We start from the raw sequence: 17316 nt of genomic DNA, 5'->3' as shown, positions 1-17316 counted from the left end.
GTCACCCTTCGACCGCAGGGGAGCTGTGCCTTGCTAGCCCTACATACGCTCATCATGTGGTGAAACGGGATGCTGAAGCGATCGCGGCAAGGCTGCATGAAGTAGAGCAAGAGTTGCACGAGGCGTGGGAACGCGAGGCCACATGGCAACTCCATGTCGGTCCGCTCAGGGTCATCCGAGTGATGACTTCAAGGAGTTGGTTCCTCGTCCTGGTCGGCGTCTGTGTCGTTACGTTCGGGTCTGGGATAGCGTTCACGTTCGGCAAGGACACCAAGGAGCTAGGCGTTGCGCTTGTCGTAGGCTCCATCTTCGCACTTGCGTCGTTCATCGGACAGGTGTGGACGGTGCAAGTGCAGCAGGAGCGACAGCTCGACGAAGGTTTGTGGGGCTCTGAACAGCGTCGTTACCTCCGGCGTCTTTTCCGTGAGCGAGAGGAGCTTGCCGAGCAGCTCGGCAGGACTCCTTACTCACCGGACAGCACCGCCGGACGACCATGATCCCTCGCTTGTAAGTTCTGGGCGCTTCGTCCGGACGCGTCCGCGCACGTCCCTGACGTCGGCCGCTGATCCGCAGCCGCCCGCCCCCGACTCTCCGCGTCCGGCCCTGTTGCTGTCACCGTTGCTGTCGACAGCAGCAGGGCCACCGGCATCCGGGACGGACTCTCAGCTTGGGAATCGCCTAGATCTACACCATGGGCAGCCGTACCACCTTGTAGACGCGCACGCAGCGTCCAGATTGCCGCAGCCGCAGCGCCTCTGCACGCCGGCGTTGACCCCTGCATCAGGTACGCGTCGGGCACGGTGACCGCTTCGGCGTGCCAGCGGCTGCCACCCAGTTTCCTCGGTGCGGCTTCATGCACCTGGTGCATGGTCCGTCCGGTATGGGTGCCGGGCAGTAGTGCTGCATTCGCCGCCTTTTCGCTGCCCTTCCAACGCCGGGCGCGCGATTCGCCGTGCTTCTGTTCGCTGTCGCCGACCTGACCACGGTCACCCTCGGCCCAAGTTCATTCGATACTCTGCCGGAGTGAAGTTCACGCCTGGAACCGCCGCCCTGCTCTCGACAGGCGTGGCCGTCTTGTCCGCACTACTCTCGACCAGCATGGCCTGGTACAGCGTGCGGCGTAGTACCAAGAACCTCGCTACGCAGTTGCTATTTCAGCGTGATACCGACAAGGAAAAGCGCTTGTGGGAGAAGAGGGCGGAGGCATACATCAACTGGATGAAGGTAACCTCAGAAATGAGCCTCAATGCGGCTCTAACCCTTCAGGCGGGTAAGCTTGGAGGCCCTGTCGTGCTCGAAATCGAGCAAAGGGCTGCTCTCTCGGCAGCGCTGGCCCAACTCACTGCCTTCGGATCGCCCGAGGTGCACGACCTTATCGGTACAGCTCATTCAATTGAACGTTTGGGCATAATCCTACAAGAGTCAGCGCGACTTGAAGTCGTCGCAGCTCAAATGCGCTCCGAGTTGCAAGGAGTCAGCACCCTTGATAGCTACGCCTAGTCGGGCGGCCGGCTCTCGCACGACTGGGTTCGAAGCATCGCACGAGCCCTCGGCTCCTTGACCCCCGGGCAACGATCGTTAAGCGTTGGCCTGCGGTGACAGCATGTCGCCCTGGTTTACCTTGTCCATCAGCGTCCACGGACGCCGGCCTTGCTCCCGCCCGTCGTCACTCAGTTAGCCTCGGTCTTTCACTTGAGCATGGATCAATAGCCGCCGCTCGATGAGTGCAGTTTGCGTGTTTGCTGATGTTCTGTTGGCATGCCAAGGTCCCGGCGCTGGGCCGGGTTCCTCCGTGGTGATGGTCGGGCGTGCGTCTCGAGGTCAGCCGGTGGGCCGGGGTAGTGCGGTGAGCTTGTTGAACGCGCTGGTCAGGGCGTCGGTCCAGGGCCAGTTGGCGGCGATGGCGAGGCGGGTCCGCCGGGCGGTGCGGGTGATCCGGGCGGCGACGTGCAGCAGCCGGTAACGCAGCTTCTTCGGTTCGGCGGTGGCCAGCTCGCCGTCCAGGAGCAGGTTCTGGGTCCAGGCGAGTAGGTCGATGCCGGTCAGAGCGAGGTGGAGCCAGGCCTGGTTGATGGCGAAGTGTCGCGACGGGAACCGGCCGAAGCCGGTGTTCTTGCCGGTGCGGATGCGGTCCTCGACGCGGGCGTGGGCCCGGTGCCGGGCCTCCAGGAACTGGATGCTGCCGCCGCCGGGTGGGGTGTCGGTGGCGACGACCTGGTGCCGCCAGCCTTCGATAGTGTCGAACAGGGTCAGTTGGGCGCCGGGGTGCGGGCGTTCCCGGCGGACCAGGAGCCGGGTGCCGGGCGGCCATCCGGTGGCCTCGAACAGGCCGGTGATCTCGCAGACCTCGGCATGGTCACGCAGGTCACCCTCGGTGTCGACGGCGGGAACCCAGCCGGTCGCGGCGCGGATCGCCGCCCGCACGCCTTCGGTGATCGCGGCGCCGACGGAGAATCGGATGTCCAGGTGCTGCTCGCGCAAGGCTCGGATGTAGGCGAGGAAGCCGTGGCTGGAACCAGCGGAGTCACTGCGCAGCAGGATGGGGGTGCCGTGCCGGGCCGCGTCGGGGATCTGGGCGAGGGCCTGGTCGAGCACGGTGATGTGGTCGGCGGTGGTGTTGGATCCGGCCCGACCTTCCCGTAGCAGGCCGGCGAGGGCTTCGCCGGTGTTGTCCAGGAAGCACAGCAGCGGGTGGTAGCCGAACGTCTTCTTCCAGGTGCGGGTCGCTGCTTCCTTCTCGGAGTGGCAGATCACGATGGTGGCGTCGATGTCCAGGACCAGGCCGTCGACCGGGCGGCCGGCCACCGTGGGCTGCGGCAGGTCGCCGCGGACCTCGGCGTGCTGGGCCCAGGCGACCTCGCGGGCTCGGGCCCGCGCAGCACGCAGGTGGGCCAGCATCGGCTCGTCCAGTCGGGACAACAGCCGCCACGCGGTCGGGTCGGAGGCCACTGGCCCGAACAGACCGGCCTCGTTACGCAGCACCGCGAGATCAGCGATAGCCTCACCGCCGTCGGCGAGCATCACCGCCAGATCGACCGCTACCCGGCCCGGATCGTGCCCGCCCCGCCGCTGCCGCAGCCCGGCCAGGGCCTCACCGAACGCGCTGGTCAGCCCAGTCGCATCGGCCAGGTCAGCGAGCAGCCGGGCACCGACGTGACCCACCACGCCCCGCCCACCCCCGGTCACCACGATCTTCGGACGTGTTGCGGTAGCCTTCACCCAGCAAGTGCCTTCCGTGACAGGAACATGGGACTCTCGACAAGCCCTATTTTCCCAGATCAGAAGGCACTTCTTCGTTCTCAGCCCAGTCCGTGGACAGCCCTTACTGAAGGGCCGAGGTTAGTCACTCAGGCGTCCTCGTCGACAGCAGCCCTCAGCACTGACTGCATTTCCTTGATGGCCTTATCTAGTCCCACTACGGCAGGGTTTTCCACATCAATCCACATTCGGGACCCATTGTAGTTAACGTCCCCTTCGTGCCATTCCCACCGAATGCGTTCTGTAGCCTCAATCAGAGCGATCCAGCTCTCGATCACTTGAGGTGCCGCGTATAGCCTCACCCGCGCTGTCAGGCGGTCCGGATGCTGAAGGTCTGGCACTTTGACCCGGCTCTCGCTGTACTCGTCGGTCGAAGACTCCAGGGCAGACTGCTCACTCTGCGAGTACTCAGCCAGGTCCACGTAGAGATCGGCCCGACGTTCGCGCTGCCGCGCAAGACGCTCCCGTTCGTGCCGGACCTGGTCCAGCTCGCGTTCACGTTCCCAACGACGGTCCTCCCGCTTCCTGGTGGCCCACTGGGTGATGCCGGCACCGGCTAGAGCCCCCAGGATGCCGAGAGCGCCGGAGGCAAGAGGCACCCAGAGAGCTACTTCGGTTGCTGCCATCCAGCAATACTTGCTGAGCCTCCGAACGGTGTCACGCTCGGGTAGCCAAACTCTCAACTGTCTGCATCGGACAAGGCTCGTGCTCAGCAAAGGGACTCGACGACTGTCCATCAGAGAGCAACGATCAGTAGGTCGAGGTGACAGGAGGTCTCATGGGTAACGAGCAGGCAGGGCAGGTGCTGCAATGCCCTGAGTGTGAGGTAGCCACCCTGGCTGCATCACGCGGCACGGTTGAGGTTCGTAATTCAAGCTACGGTCCACCCAGTCTCTACAGCCTGGTCCGGTGCAGCAAGTGCACGAACCCGGCCCTCCTGGTTCAAGAGGACTTCGGCCAAGGTTGGGATGATCCAGTACGCGTCTGGCCTCACAACGAGCGGCTACTAAGTTCCGCAATTCCGGCGTCGTTACGGCGCGAGGCAGAGGAAGCACGTGCGTGCTACGACGCCAAGGCGTACACGGCGGCTGTGGTGATGGTCCGGCGAACCCTGGAAGGCGTATGCCAAGAACACGGCGTTGACGATCGCCCCTTGGCCAAGGCGCTGCAGAAGATGCTTGAACAAGGTCACCTAGATGCACGCCTGTTGGAGTGGAGCCAAGAGCTACGTGCATTGGGTAACGCAGGAGCGCATTACACCGGAAGCCCTGTGAACAGGGAAGATGCGCGAGATGCACTAGATCTCGCGGAAGCCATGCTCGATCACCTCTACGTCCTCGCGAAGAGGTTCAAGGAGTTCAAGGATCGCCGCAGCGCAAACTGACTCGCCATCCCGTCTGCCGTCGACCCGCACTCCTGTGGAGCGGGCCGCCGCCCGGCCCGCCACGTCAAGGCGGCCTTGACGAACGGTCGGACGCTGGCGGGTCGGGCGGTGGTCTGCTCGGCTCGCCCGGGTCGACGGCGGGCGGGATGGCTCCCCACCGCCACCACCCACGGACCGCAAGCCGCCGACGGACCCCCGACCATCCTGGAGCCGGAGCGCCCCCGCCGGAGGCGCAGTAACGGCAACCCCCACCCGCCCGGCAGCCGCCGACGGAGCCGGCGTCCGCTGCCCCTACGCCGCGCGGTGCTCGCCGCGCGGCCCGGCCGGCTGCCGGCCCCACCACCCCACCGGGCAACGGCCTGTCGTCATCCGGCGGCCCACCGGGCTACCCGCCCTCCGCGCCAGCCGCCGGGCGTGTTGCGTGGCCGGAGTCGGAGCGCCAGCGGAGCGACGGACGCGCGCCCAGGCGGCGGCGCGTGCGGCCCGTTCAGGGCCGCCTTGATAGACGTACAGAAAGTCCTCCCACACCGGTCGGCAGCCGGCCGCTCTGCGGTTTCACGGCGGGTTGACGTGTCGGTACCCGGTGCTACTCTGGCCTTCGTCGAGCACGCCAGCGCGGCCTTCCCGCCGGATCGCTGAACTCGACTTCGGAGTTGCCGAGCGGCCTTCCTGCCGCTGGTGCGGGTCACGTCCCGCCGGCTCTCGATTGCACCGGCCACTGCGCCGGCCCGGAATCCGCTGAGCGGCCCAGCACGGCCTTCCCGCCGTCCACGATGGCCCTCGGATTCGAACACCTCGACGGGTGGGGATCGCCTGCGGCAACCACCGGAAGCCGACGACCAGGCACCCTACCCGTCCCGGCATCACTCAAGATCCAAGAACCTCAGCTCAACGGCGGTCCAAGGCCGATGGCCTGCACCCGTGCTCCGGCGTGAGCCGCCCTTCTCCGGCGGTGCCAGGAGACACCACGAACACCACCACCGGACACCGCTCCGGCGTCCGGTGGCAGTTCGTCGTCCGTCCCCTGCCACCCCTTGAGGAGAAAACCGTGTCCACCCTCACCGCCGGCCGTGACGCCCAGGCCCTGCGCCGCGCCGCCGCCCCGGACTACTTCGGCTGGCTGGAGCACACCCGCGCCGCCGGAGGCTGCACCCGCCCGATCCGCCTGACCGGCACCCTCACCACCGTCGAACCCGGCACCGGCCGAGTCCTGGCCGAGCGGCACACCGACGAACTGCCCGACCGGACGCTCTACAAGGCGTGCGGCAACCGCCGTGTCGCCCAGTGCCCCGACTGCGCCTGGGTCTACGCCGGTGACGCCTTCCAGGTCGTCCGCTGCGGCCTGACCGGCGGCAAGACCATCCCCGCTACCGTCAGCGCGCATCCGGTCGTCTTCGCCACCTTCACCGCCCCATCCTTCGGCCCGGTCCACCACCGGCACATCCCCCGACACACCTGCACACACCGGCGGCGCTGCGACTGCCGCCCCGCACCCTGCCGCGCCCGGAGCACCGCCGGCACCTGCCCACACGGGCAGCCCGTCGCCTGCTTCACCCGCCACGACGCCAACGATCCGCAGCTCGGTCGACCGCTCTGCCTGGACTGCTACGACCATGACCACCAGGCCGTCTGGAACTACTTCTCCGGCGAGCTGTGGCGACGCACCAAACAGGCGATCGAACGCCACCTCACCGCAGTGTGCCGCCGACGCGGCATCCCCCACGTCCAGGTCACCACCGACTCCGGCCGGGTCCGGCGGGTGCCGCCGGTGCGGGTGTCCCACGGCAAGGTCGCCGAGATGCAGCGCCGGGGCGCGGTGCACTTCCACGTCCTGCTGCGCCTCGACGGCGTCGACCCCCACGACCGGCACGCCCTGGTCCCGCCGCCGGCCGGCGTCTCCGTCGACGACCTCGACGCCGCCGTCCACGCCGCCACCCGACAGATCACCGTCACCACCCCACCACACCCCGACCGCCCGCACGGCTGGCCGATCGCCTGGGGCGAGCAGATCGACGTACGCCGCATCGGCCCCAGCGACGGCGACGTGACCGACGCCAAGGTGGCCGCCTACCTCGCCAAGTACGCCACCAAGTCCACCGAGGTCACCGGCCACTGCTCCACCCGACTCACCCCGGAGACCGTCGACGCCTACGCCGACCCGGAAGGCGACCACCTCGCCCGCCTCATCGACGCCTGCTGGCGACTCGGCCGCCCTACCCGGCACCACGTCACCCGGACAGTCGGGAAGACAGAAGACCGTCAAGGCGACCTTGACACCACACCCAACGAATACGCCGGGCTGCGCCGCTGGGCGCACATGCTCGGCTACGGCGGCCACTTCCTCACCAAGGCCCGCCGCTACTCGGTCACCTTCGGCCTGCTCCGCGACACCCGCGCCGCCTACCGCCGCACCGAGCACGCCGGCACCGCCGACAGCGACGACACCGTCGGCACGGTCAGCGTCGGCACGCTGGCCTTCGTCGGCTCCGGCTGGCTGACCGACGGCGACGCCCTGCTCGCCAACACCGCCGCCGCCCAACGCCGCGAACGCCAACGCATCGGCCGGGAAGAACTCGCCCACGAAGCGTGGTCGGGGGTGGCGGCGTGACCCGACCCCTCACCCCACGCTGGTACTCGCCCGCCGAGGTCGCCGTCCTGCTCGGCTTCGGCCTGTCCAAGGTCAAGATGAAGATCGCCACCGGCGAGCTGCGCTCCATCAAGGACGGCAAGTACCGCCGCGTCCTACCCGAGTGGGTCGACGAGTACGTCCGCGAGCAGGTCGAGCGGCAGGGGGCCGCCTGATGCCCGCCCGTACCCGCGCCAACGGCGAAGGCTCGATCTTCCCGTACCGCAACGGCTTCGCCGCGTACGTCTGGGTCACCAAGCCCGACGGCAAACGCACCCGCAAGTATGTCTACGGCCAGACCCGGGAGGTCGTCCACGACAAGTGGATCAAGCTGCACCAGCAGGCCAAGGCCGGGCCGGTCGCCACCCGGGTGCCGACCCTCGGTGACTATCTGACCTACTGGCACCGGGAGGTCGTGTGCCCCAACCTCGCGCCGTTGACCTGCGCCACCTACGAGACGATCCTCCGGCTGTACGTGATCCCCGGCCTCGGCGGGAAGCGGCTCGACCGGCTTCAGGTGCGCGACGTGCAGACCTGGATCAACGAGGTGGCCCGCGCCTGCCAGTGCTGCGCCCAGGGCAAGGACGCCCGCCGCCCGGAACTCAAAAGGCGCTGCTGCGCGCTCGGCCGGTGCTGCGGTGACGTGCCGTCCGCCCGCACCGTCAAGGACGTCCGGGGTGTGCTGCGCTCGGCGCTCAACCACGCCGCCACCGAGGAGTTGGTCACCCGCAACGCCGCCGCCCTGGTCAAGCTCCCACCGGTTCGTCGCCGCAGGGGCCGGGCGTGGACCAGTGACGAGGCGCGTCGCTTCCTGGAATCCGCGCGGGCCGACCGCGATCCGTTGTACGCCGCGTACGTGCTGATCCTGGTGCTCGGCCTGCGCAAGGGCGAGGTGCTCGGCCTCACCGGGGATGCCGTCGACCTGGCGGCGGGGGAGTTGTCGATCGGCTGGCAGTTGCAGCGGGTCGGCGGCCAACTGCTGCACCGGGAGACCAAGACGCAGACCTCGGACGCAACCCTCCCGCTGCCGGACATCTGCGCGGCGGCACTCGCCCTCCGCCAGCAGGCGAGGAAGGCCGACCGCGACGAGGCGGGGATCGCCTGGCAGGGCTCGCCACTGCTGTTCACCACCCGCTACGGGACCCCCATCGAGCCGCGCAACGTCAACCGTTCCTGGGACGCCCGCTGCGCCCGTGCCGGAGTTCGGAAGATCACCGTGCACGACGCCCGGCGTACCTGCGCGACCCTGCTCGTCGACCTGGACGTGCATCCGCGCGTCATCATGCAGGTGCTCCGGCACGCCGAGGTGTCGGTGACGATGGAGATCTATTCGCAGGCGTCCTCGGACGCCACCCGCGATGCCCTCAAACGCCTCGGCGAGAGCCTGCGGTGACCGCTGCTGTACTTCACTGCTGTACAGAAGCACTAGAGGGCACATCCATGGATCGGATGTGCCCTCTGACCTCTGTCGGGGTGGCCGGATTCGAACCGACGACCTCTTCGTCCCGAACGCGGGTGAGCAGCGTCATCGGCTGCCCTTGGCTGTCTTCCGGCATCGGTGAGCGTGGTTGCCCTGCTTGCCAGTGCGGTCTGTTGTCAGCCGCTGGCGATAGGTTCGCTGCCTTCCTGCTGCTTCCTGGGACTAGCGTCGATTCTGCCTGCTCCTGCGCCGCAGGGCGGTACCAAGTGCGCCGATTGCGGCAAGGCCGACTGCGCTGATCGCAGCGATGGCGCTTGCTGCTACTGCGGTGGCTTGAGGAAGGGTCATCGCCACGACTACCAAGATGGCCATGATGGCTCCAGCCGCCACTCCCGCAAGTAGCCGGATGGCGTTGGCATCGGAAGAACCTGGCTGCCCGTGGTTAGTCTCCGAGCGCGGGGATACGATTGTCATGGGTTTCTGTGCCTCCTGTTACACGCTGACGAGGGCTGGATCCCTGCGGCTCTCCGGCTTGCCTCCGGAGGGCCGCATCTCTTCGGCATCGGCCCAGCTTGAGGGCCAGACGCACATGCCGACTGTAAGGGCGAGGCACATAATCACCCACCGGATCGAACTTTCCGCCAAATTCGCCATTAATCGGACATACAGCCCATCGAGCTTGGTTGCGTCAGCCCTGGTTGCTGCGGTGGCCGTCGCGTAGCAGTTGCGTCGGCAGCACCATAACCGCACTGAATACTGTCAGGTTCTAGACAGTGAGCTGTTTTCAAGCTGATCTTGCAGGTCGCCGCTTCCGCCCGAAGCTGTCACGCCGGCAGAAGGCCGTGAACCGCGCCCACGCGAAGGTCCGCGCCCGCGGTGAACGCGCGATCGCCACCCTCAGGACCTGGAATCCTGACCATGCTGCGCTGCTGCCCGCGGCGAGCGACCACGATCGCTAATGCCCTTGCCATCCCGTCTGCCGCCGACCCACACACCGTGGAGCAGGTCAGGGCCAGGGTGACAAGGTGGAGCGCCCTACCGGACGAACGACCTTGTCGCCCTGGCCCTGATCTGCTCGGCTCTGCCTGGGTCGGTGGCTGGCGGGATGGCATCCCACCCCCACCACCCACCACCTACCCACCGCAACGTTCGGCAACTCCATCCTGGAGTCGTCTGGCCCCCGCCGGAGGCACAGCCCTAACCCCAACCCCGCCACCACCCCGCCGCCCCCTTCCCCACCCTCACCCCTTCCCTACCTCGGACCGTGAGCGGCCCGACGGATTCCGTTCGGCAACTTCGCCCGACCGACCGTCGACCGGTCCGAGGTGAGACGTCACGAGGTGGGAGACGGTCGGAGGATCGGGGTTGTGGTCCTGGTCCCGGTGGTCTCCGGGACTCGTCACCGGTTCCTTTCACGGAACCAGGGGGTGACGCGCGGGGCGGGCGTGGGCTTCGGGCCGGCTGACTTTCCGCCCCGCCGCCGAAGGCGAGCGGGGCGGCGGCTCCGCAGGAGCCGGTTACCGCGCCCGGCCCGCGCCGCGCGGAGCGCGCTTGATCTAGTACAGGCCAATTCGGCAACAGATCACCGCAAGCTCCGAGCCAACCCGGACGGGTACGACGACACCAACCACCCGGCGTCTCCCATCCGCAGCAACCTTGCAGCCTTGCTCCCGGTGAGGGTCGTGTCTGTCGATCGAGGGGCACCCGTGCTGTTGCCGGTGGGCCGCTGCCTTCATCTCCACCAACTCATGACAGCTGAGAACCTTGTCGCCTCGCCGGCTACCCTTCTCCACCTGCGGGTCTGCTGCACCGATAGGTGACATCTGAGATGGCTTGCCCTGACGGTGAGCTGGAAGGATGTTGCTGTGCCCAAGCCCTACCCTCGTGAGTTCCGCGATGACGTCGTGCGGGTGGCCCGTGACCGTGATCCGGGCGTGACCGTCGAGCAGATCGCGAAGGACTTCGGAGTCCACCCGATGACGTTGTTCAAGTGGATGCGCCAGGCTGACGTTGACGCCGGAACCAGACCGGGTGTCAGCGGCGGCGAGTCGGCCGAGCTGCGGGAGGCCCGTAAGCGGATCAAGCTCCTCGAGCAGGAGAACGAGGTCCTGCGTCGGGCCGCGGCCTACCTGTCGCAGGCGAATCTGCCGGGAAAAGGCTCTACCCGCTCGTGAGCGAGCTGGCCGCCGACGGGATCCCCGTCGCGGTGACGTGCCGGGTATTGAACATCGCTCGTCAGCCCTACTACCGGTGGCTCGCCCAGCCCGTCGGCGACGCTGAACTGGCTGCGGCGTACCGGGCGGACGCGTTGTTCGACGCACATCGCGACGACCCGGAGTTCGGCTACCGGTTCCTGGCCGATGAGGCCCGCGCTGCCGGCCAGCCGATGGTCGAGCGCACCGCCTGGAGAATCTGCTCTGGCATGGGCTGGCGGAGCGCGTTCAGCAAAAAGAAGCGTCGGGGCAAGGGCGGCAGGGTCGGTCCGCCGGTGCACGACGATCTGGTGCGCCGCAACTTCACCACGGACGGCCCGAACCGGTTGTGGCTGGCCGACATCACCGAGCACCGCACCGGCGAGGGCAAGCTCTACCTGTGCGCGATCAAGGACGTGTGGTCCCACCGGATCGTCGGCTACTCCATCGACTCACGGATGAAGTCGAGGCTGGCCGTCAACGCCCTGCACAACGCCGTAGCCCGCCGTGGTGACGTGGCCGGCTGCGTGCTGCACACCGACCGCGGGTCGCAATTCCGAAGCCGGAAATTCGTCCACGCCCTCAACCAGCACCACATGATCGGGTCGATGGGCAGGGTCGGCGCCGCCGGCGACAACGCCGCCATGGAATCCTTCTTCGGCCTGCTCCAGAACAACGTCCTCGACCGGCGAACCTGGACCACCCGGCAGCAGTTGAGGACCGCGATCGTGACCTGGATCGAGCGGACCTACCACCGCCGCCGACGCCAACGATCCCTGTCCCGGTTGACCCCCATCGAGTACGAGACCATCATGACCCCACCGGCCAGTCAGGCCGCGTGACTACACCTGTCACCTATCGGTGCAGCAGACCCTGCCTTACCCGGCCGGCAACGACTCTCGCCATGAGTCGAGCAACTGGCGTACGCCTGGCCAGTCTTCCACCGTGACGCTGTAGAAGATCGAGTGGCGAATGTGGCCGTCGAGCAGAATGCGGTGGTTGCGGAAGACGCCTTCGCGGGTTGCACCGATTCGTTCGATCGCTCGTTGAGAGCGGAGGTTGCGAGAGTCCGTCTTGAAGACGACTCGAATCGCACCCGCCGTCTCGAAAGCGTGGCGCATGAGTAGATATGACGCCTCACGTGCAGCGCCGGTGCGCCAGTGGCTCGGCGTTACCCATGCCCACCCGATCTCCACGCCTCGGTGCCGGGGTTGAATGTCGATAAAGCTGATGCTTCCGATGGCGTTTCCGTGGAGACGTTCAGTAATTACGTACGGTACTCGCACGCCCTGGCGCTGCTCCTCGATGGCCTCTTTCACCAGGTCTGAGACGGCCTGCTTGGTGTCCGGTGTGGGCTCGTCGAGGTAGCGCCAGATTTCCGCGTGCTTTGCAGCTTCCGCGAGTGCAGCGGCTGAGTCCTCGGTCAAGGGTTCCAGTCGGATGAGCTTCCCGGTGAGGGTGGGTTGTCCAAGCTCCATCGGCTCGTTCATTCGCCCGAAACCTCGTATACCAAGATGTGCTTATCGCCGGCTAGAAGCTGGTCGAACGCCTCAATCGGCGTGTCCTCGCTGTCGTATGCGATGCGGACCGCACGCACGACGCAAACCCCAGGGTCGAGACGTAACGTCGTGGCCTCCTCGGGCGTCGGCATGCGGAAGCTCAGCTCGTCTATGTAGTACGAGATCGGCTTGCCATGCACCCGTTCGAGCACCGTCAAGACGCCCTCCTCGACGGGTGCTGCCTGGGCAATGGCAGTGTCCTTGACTAGTTCGTTGAGGTAGTAGCTGTCGCCAAGCTGATACGGATCGTCATCGACAAGCATCACCCGACGGCGTGCCAGCACTGGCGTTCCCTCCGCGATGCGTAGCCACCGTGCCACCTCGGCTGAGGCGGGTTCCGGGGCGACGCTGAGGATGTTCTGACGCCCGATCCGACCCTGCCGAGCAACCTCGCTGTTGAAGGTCGCCGCATGGTTCTCGGCCCGCCGGGCCCGTCGATCTTGATCCATCGCCATGACGCGAATGGGCCGAGCCTTGCGCACGTACGTGCCCTGCCCCTGCCCAGACCCGATCAGGCCCTGCGACTTCAGGGCGGACAGGGCTAGGCGGACGGTGGTCCGGGAGGCGTTGAAACGGTCCGCAAGCTCACGCTCCGGGGGCAGCCGTTCGCCGGGCGAGAACTCACCCCGGCTGATCGCGTCACGCAGTGTCGTGGCAAGAACGACGTGACGCGGCTCCGGCTCCCGCCCCAGGTCATTCGACGTTCGCTCCGAACTCATGGCGTCCACTCTACGACTTGGTACGGACCAAGTGTTGACGGGGCGCTCTAGTTGTGGTTCCTTGGTAGATACCAAGTGGGCCGCCCAAGCTTTGGGTCGGAACAACAAAGGCCCCGACGGGCTGGCACCCGTCGAGGCCGGTGCACCGCTTCACCTGTCGAAGGGACGAGAACGATGCTGGTCAAGCCTATCTCTGCTCCTCCGGTTTCCTCGCCGTGGACTGCTGACGATGTGGTCTTCGGTGTGTTGGTTGCTGGTCCGTCTGGTGATGCGTGGGCGGGTAGCCCGTCGTGGCGTCAGAGGGTGGCCGAGTTGGTGTCGGCGCATGAGTTCGCGGTGGCGTTGAACGCCTCGGGGCTGTCGACTGACGGGCCGGTGCTGGACGGGGAGCAGCTGTGGTCGCTCTTCGTCGATGGGTTGGCGCTGCTGGGTCTGCCGGAGATGCGCCGGTTGGCGCGAGTGCATCTCGACGCGATCGATGATCCGTATGACGGTCAGCCGTCGGCCGGTGACCGGGCCGCGTATAGGGCTGCGGTGCGGGCTCAGTGGGGCAGTGAGCGCCGTCTGAAGCGGTGCATGCACGTGGCGGTGGACTACCTCGCTGGCCTGTCGAGGATGCTGTGACCGCTCCGACTCTGCCCGGCCTCGCCCCCGAAACCCCCACCGTCATACCCGCCGACATCCCGCCCGCCCCCGGTACCCGTGCCGCGCGGATGGCGCTGCCGATGTCGCGTCAGGTCCTCAAAGAGATGGCCGCCGAGTACGGTGTCTGCCTGCACCCGGTCACCCTGCGCCGCACCGACCTGCACACCGGCCACACCGAAGTCGTGGACCTGCCCTGCGGATCGACCCGCGAGGACAAGTGCCCGCCCTGCGCCCAACGCGCTCTGCGGCTGCGGCGTACCCAGATCCGGGAAGGCTGGCACCGCACCGACGAACCCGCCACCGCACCCACACCCGCCACCGACGCCCAACGCGAACTGATCCTGCTCCGCGCGCACCTGGAATTCGCCCGCGACGACGCCGCCCGTGCCGCCCAACACGACCAAGTCGCCGACGTCGACCAGGCGATCCGCGAGGTAGAGGAAGCCATCGCCGCCGAAGGACTCCGCGGCCACATCGCCCCCACCCACGACCAAGACGACGAAGACGACGCCGGTCCCCGCCGGAAACGGTCCACCCGCCGCCGCCAAGACGCACCCGACCTGCCACGAAAGAAGGTAGAGCCGCGCACCGTCGGCCGCGTCTACACCGCCCCGGACGGAACCGAGCACCGGCCGTCGATGTGGCTGACCCTCACCCTCGACAGCTTCGGCCGGGTCCTGCCCGACGGCACCCCGGTCGACCCGGGCACCTATGACTACCGGCGGGCCGCCTGGGACGCGGTGCACTTCCCCCGGCTCCTCGACCGGTTCTGGCAGAACCTGCGCCGGTGCGCCGGCTGGAACGTCCAGTACGCCGGCTGCGTCGAGCCCCAACGGCGTCTCGCCCCGCACGCGCACTTCGCCATCCGGGGCACCATCCCCCGGGCCATGCTCAAGCAGGTCGCCGCCGCGACCTACCACCAGGTGTGGTGGCCCCCCGCCGACGAACCCGTGTACACCCTGGACCGGCTGCCCGTCTGGGACAACGACCACAACGCGTGGGTCGACCCCGACACCCGCACGCCGCTGCCGTCGTGGGCCGACGCCCTGGACCTGGTCGACGCCGACCCCGACGCCCAACCGGCACACGTCGCCCGCTTCGGTGTGCAGGTTCGAGCCGAAGGCGTCACCCCCGGCACCGTCCACGCCAACCGCACGATCGGCTACATCACGAAGTACATCACCAAGTCCGCCGCCGACTGCCACACCGCGACGACCGACCGGCAACGCCAGCACCACGACCGGCTCTGGCAGCAACTACGGGTCACCCCCTGCAACGAACGCTGCGCCAACTGGCTGATCTACGGCATCCAGCCGAAGAAAGCTCACGGCCGGCTGCAAGCGGGACGCTGCAAGGGCAAGGTCCACCAACGGGCAACCCTCGGCATCGGCGGGCGCCGCATCCTCGTGTCCCGCGACTGGTCGGGGAAGACCCTCGCTGACCACCGGGCCGATGCTCGGGCCTGGGTCCGCAACCTCCTCGGCGTCAGCATGCCCGCCGACGACGCCCCAACGGTCGGACCCGACGACCCACCCGCCTACGCCTGGGAACTCGCCCGACCCGACGACCCCGACATCCCACCCCTACAACACCGCCTCCTCAAAGCGCTGTCCCAACGCGCCCAATGGAAAGCCGCCCTCAACGCCGCCCGAGCCGGAACAACCGCCGGCGACAACCAACGCCCGATCGTCACCCCTTGACCGAAGGAAACTCATGGACAGCAACGTCACTCGCCTCGACTCGCGTTCCCGTCCCGCCACCACTGAGCCTGAGACGCCGGGCCGTGTGCTTCGTCTCGGAGACGCCCGCGTCGTCTATTCCGTCCGTGAGGTCGCCCGTCTGCTCTCCCTCTCCCTGGGTAGCACTTACGCCCTGGTTCGCGAGGGGGAGATACCCGCTCGAAAGCTCGGTGGACGCTGGGTCATCCCCAAGAAGCGATTTCACGCCTGGCTGGACTCATGCGTCGAGCCGGTTGAGGAACCGAGGGGATGGGCCTGATGGGCTTCGTACGCAAGACCCCGGTCGGCCGCCACCGCGCGTGCTGGCGTGACCCGGCTGGCCGGCAGCGGTCGAAGACGTTTCGAACTAAGCGTGAGGCCAACGCCTTCCTAGCGGAAGTTGAGTCCGCGCTCAACCGTGGGACCTATGTCGCCCCTGACGCGGGTCGACTTCGCTTCGCTGAGTACGGAACCCGCTGGCTCAGCAACCGAAACGACGAAAAGGCTACCGCTGCTCGGGATTCCTCGATCATGCGTAATCACGTGCTGCCCAAGTGGGGACCGGTGCCACTGGCGAAGATCGAGCACTCAGCCGTTCAGGAGTGGGTGACCAGTCTGGGGCAAGGGCTGTCGCCAGCCACCGTCCGCGAGTGCTACCGCCTCACCTCCGGGGTCCTGCGTTCGGCGGTCCGCGATCGGCTCATCGGCTTCAACCCCTGCGACGGTGTCCGGCTGCCCCCGCGTAGGCGGACCGATACTGACGAACTGGTGATCTCGCGTTCGGAGTTGTTCGGCAAGTTGCTGCCTGTCGTCCCGGACCGCTATCGAGCCCTGGTCGCCCTCGCCGCTGGCACCGGTCTTCGATGGGGAGAATGCGTGGGGCTCCGTTGGGACGCCGTCGACCTGGCGGTGGGTGAGCTTCGGGTGGTGCGAGTGGCGGAAGAGATTTCGGGGCACGTCACGTTGAAGCCGTACCCGAAGTCACGCGCTGGCCGGCGCACCGTGCCTTTGCCGCCGTTCGTGGTTCAGGCGCTGACCGAGCATCGGCAGGCATTCGAGACGGGCACCGAGGATCTGATCTTCGTCGCGCGTACCGGTGAACCGCTCAAGCGTGGCACGTTTCGGGCGCGGGTATGGAAGCCGTCACTACAGCGCGCCGGTCTGCCGTTCGGGCTGCGGTTCCACGACCTGCGGCACTCGTATGCGACGTGGCTCGTCTCCGACGGAGTGCCCATCAACGACGTTGCCAAGGTCATGGGGCACGAGCAGACGTCGACCACCCTGGACCGCTACACGCACTCAACACGTGACCGCGATCGCAGGGTGCTCGCTTCGTTCGCTGCCTTCTCGCTGCCTCCGGGAGGGCAGTGAGCCCCAGGAATGAATCAAGGCCCCTCCGTGGAGGGGCCTTGACCTGCTCTTACCTCTGGTCGGGGTGGCCGGATTCGAACCGACGACCTCTTCGTCCCGAACGAAGCGCGCTACCAAGCTGCGCCACACCCCGAGGCGTGCGGTGAAATAGTAGCCCACCCGCTCCGCCGAGCAAACTCGGTACCCCCCGGCCCCGGTTGCTCGGTGGCCAGGGGGACCCGATGATCCTCCGCTGCCCGGCTCCACCCCGCCGTCAACCGGCTCGCCGTCTGCCGCCTCCATGATCAGATTGCGTTTTTGCGCAAGTTTGACGGCGTGTCGTCTCCATTTTCGCAATCTGATCATGGAACGGGGGATGGGGCGAGGCCAGCGGGGTGGGCAGCAGAGCGGGGCAGCAGCAGAGCGGGGCAGCAGCAGAGCGGGG

Annotated in this window: 15 protein-coding genes, 1 tRNA gene and 1 pseudogene; 12 read left to right on the top strand and 5 right to left on the bottom strand. The window is 67.4% G+C overall.

Annotation, left to right across the window (positions count from 1 at the left end):
- Window positions 1–56 precede the first annotated feature (56 nt).
- Window positions 57–497 (top strand): hypothetical protein, encoded by a 441-nt coding sequence (locus ACQP2H_RS29500; RefSeq protein WP_433229694.1) that lies wholly within the window; start codon window positions 57–59, stop codon window positions 495–497.
- Between the two features lie 526 nt (window positions 498–1023).
- Window positions 1024–1500, top strand: coding sequence for a hypothetical protein (locus tag ACQP2H_RS29495; protein ID WP_433229681.1), 477 nt, complete (start codon window positions 1024–1026; stop codon window positions 1498–1500).
- Between the two features lie 321 nt (window positions 1501–1821).
- Here ACQP2H_RS29495 and ACQP2H_RS29490 read toward each other — a convergent pair whose 3' ends face one another.
- Both ACQP2H_RS29490 and ACQP2H_RS29485 read right to left on the bottom strand, forming a co-directional pair.
- Window positions 1822–3219, bottom strand: a complete 1398-nt coding sequence (locus ACQP2H_RS29490; RefSeq protein WP_433229678.1) for an IS1380 family transposase — start codon at window positions 3217–3219, stop codon at window positions 1822–1824.
- 128 nt (window positions 3220–3347) lie between these two features.
- A complete protein-coding gene (locus ACQP2H_RS29485) occupies window positions 3348–3884 on the bottom strand; it encodes a hypothetical protein (RefSeq protein ID WP_433229675.1) in 537 nt (178 codons plus the stop codon).
- A 152-nt stretch (window positions 3885–4036) separates the two neighbouring features.
- On the opposite strand from ACQP2H_RS29485, the gene ACQP2H_RS29480 reads away from it, so the two are divergent.
- From ACQP2H_RS29480 to ACQP2H_RS29455, 6 genes and pseudogenes are all read left to right on the top strand, one after another.
- On the top strand, window positions 4037–4642 hold the full coding sequence (locus ACQP2H_RS29480) for a DUF4145 domain-containing protein (RefSeq protein WP_433229672.1): 606 nt from the start codon (window positions 4037–4039) through the stop codon (window positions 4640–4642).
- Between the two features lie 1048 nt (window positions 4643–5690).
- Window positions 5691–7250, top strand: coding sequence for a replication initiator (locus tag ACQP2H_RS29475; RefSeq protein WP_433229669.1), 1560 nt, complete (start codon window positions 5691–5693; stop codon window positions 7248–7250).
- Window positions 7247–7444: an excisionase family DNA-binding protein gene (locus tag ACQP2H_RS29470; RefSeq protein WP_433229666.1), complete on the top strand. Its 198-nt coding sequence runs from the start codon at window positions 7247–7249 to the stop codon at window positions 7442–7444. The genes ACQP2H_RS29475 and ACQP2H_RS29470 overlap by 4 nt, the downstream gene beginning before the upstream one ends.
- Window positions 7444–8661: a tyrosine-type recombinase/integrase gene (locus ACQP2H_RS29465; RefSeq protein ID WP_433229663.1), complete on the top strand. Its 1218-nt coding sequence runs from the start codon at window positions 7444–7446 to the stop codon at window positions 8659–8661. Before ACQP2H_RS29470 ends, ACQP2H_RS29465 begins: the two co-directional genes overlap by 1 nt.
- 833 nt (window positions 8662–9494) lie before the next feature.
- Window positions 9495–9660, top strand: a pseudogene (locus tag ACQP2H_RS29460) (transposase family protein); the annotation flags it as partial.
- A gap of 893 nt (window positions 9661–10553) precedes the next feature.
- Window positions 10554–11722 (top strand): IS3 family transposase gene (locus tag ACQP2H_RS29455; RefSeq protein WP_357538599.1). Its coding sequence is split into 2 segments (ribosomal slippage): window positions 10554–10838 and window positions 10841–11722, totalling 1167 coding nucleotides; the frame shifts between segments, so codons are not numbered across the junction.
- Between the two features lie 36 nt (window positions 11723–11758).
- On the opposite strand, the gene ACQP2H_RS29450 is transcribed toward ACQP2H_RS29455, so the two are convergent.
- The gene (locus tag ACQP2H_RS29450; protein ID WP_433229658.1) at window positions 11759–12370 is read right to left on the bottom strand and encodes a GNAT family N-acetyltransferase; all 612 of its coding nucleotides are present in this window, start codon (window positions 12368–12370) and stop codon (window positions 11759–11761) included.
- Entirely contained in the window at window positions 12367–13158 is a 792-nt protein-coding gene (locus tag ACQP2H_RS29445; protein ID WP_433229655.1) for a GntR family transcriptional regulator, read from the bottom strand. Before ACQP2H_RS29445 ends, ACQP2H_RS29450 begins: the two co-directional genes overlap by 4 nt.
- 303 nt (window positions 13159–13461) lie before the next feature.
- Here ACQP2H_RS29445 and ACQP2H_RS29440 point away from each other — a divergent pair, with 303 nt between their 5' ends.
- Genes ACQP2H_RS29440 through ACQP2H_RS29425 form a run of 4 tightly spaced genes read left to right on the top strand, consistent with a single transcriptional unit; the run spans window position 13462 to window position 16892 of the window.
- Window positions 13462–13782, top strand: a complete 321-nt coding sequence (locus tag ACQP2H_RS29440; RefSeq protein ID WP_433229652.1) for a hypothetical protein — start codon at window positions 13462–13464, stop codon at window positions 13780–13782.
- Entirely contained in the window at window positions 13779–15503 is a 1725-nt protein-coding gene (locus ACQP2H_RS29435) for a replication initiator (protein ID WP_433229650.1), read from the top strand. The genes ACQP2H_RS29440 and ACQP2H_RS29435 overlap by 4 nt, the downstream gene beginning before the upstream one ends.
- 13 nt (window positions 15504–15516) lie before the next feature.
- On the top strand, window positions 15517–15801 hold the full coding sequence (locus ACQP2H_RS29430) for a helix-turn-helix domain-containing protein (RefSeq protein ID WP_377685296.1): 285 nt from the start codon (window positions 15517–15519) through the stop codon (window positions 15799–15801).
- A complete protein-coding gene (locus ACQP2H_RS29425) occupies window positions 15792–16892 on the top strand; it encodes a tyrosine-type recombinase/integrase (RefSeq protein ID WP_433229646.1) in 1101 nt (366 codons plus the stop codon). Before ACQP2H_RS29430 ends, ACQP2H_RS29425 begins: the two co-directional genes overlap by 10 nt.
- 56 nt (window positions 16893–16948) lie before the next feature.
- On the opposite strand, the gene ACQP2H_RS29420 is transcribed toward ACQP2H_RS29425, so the two are convergent.
- Window positions 16949–17025 (bottom strand) — tRNA-Pro (locus ACQP2H_RS29420).
- Window positions 17026–17316 lie beyond the last annotated feature (291 nt).

It is taken from the genome of Micromonospora sp. CA-248260, assembly GCF_050942205.1.
Lineage (GTDB): Bacteria > Actinomycetota > Actinomycetes > Mycobacteriales > Micromonosporaceae > Micromonospora > Micromonospora antibiotica.
The sequence above is the reverse complement of the archived record's forward strand: the minus strand, read 5'-3'. Positions and strand labels throughout refer to the sequence as shown.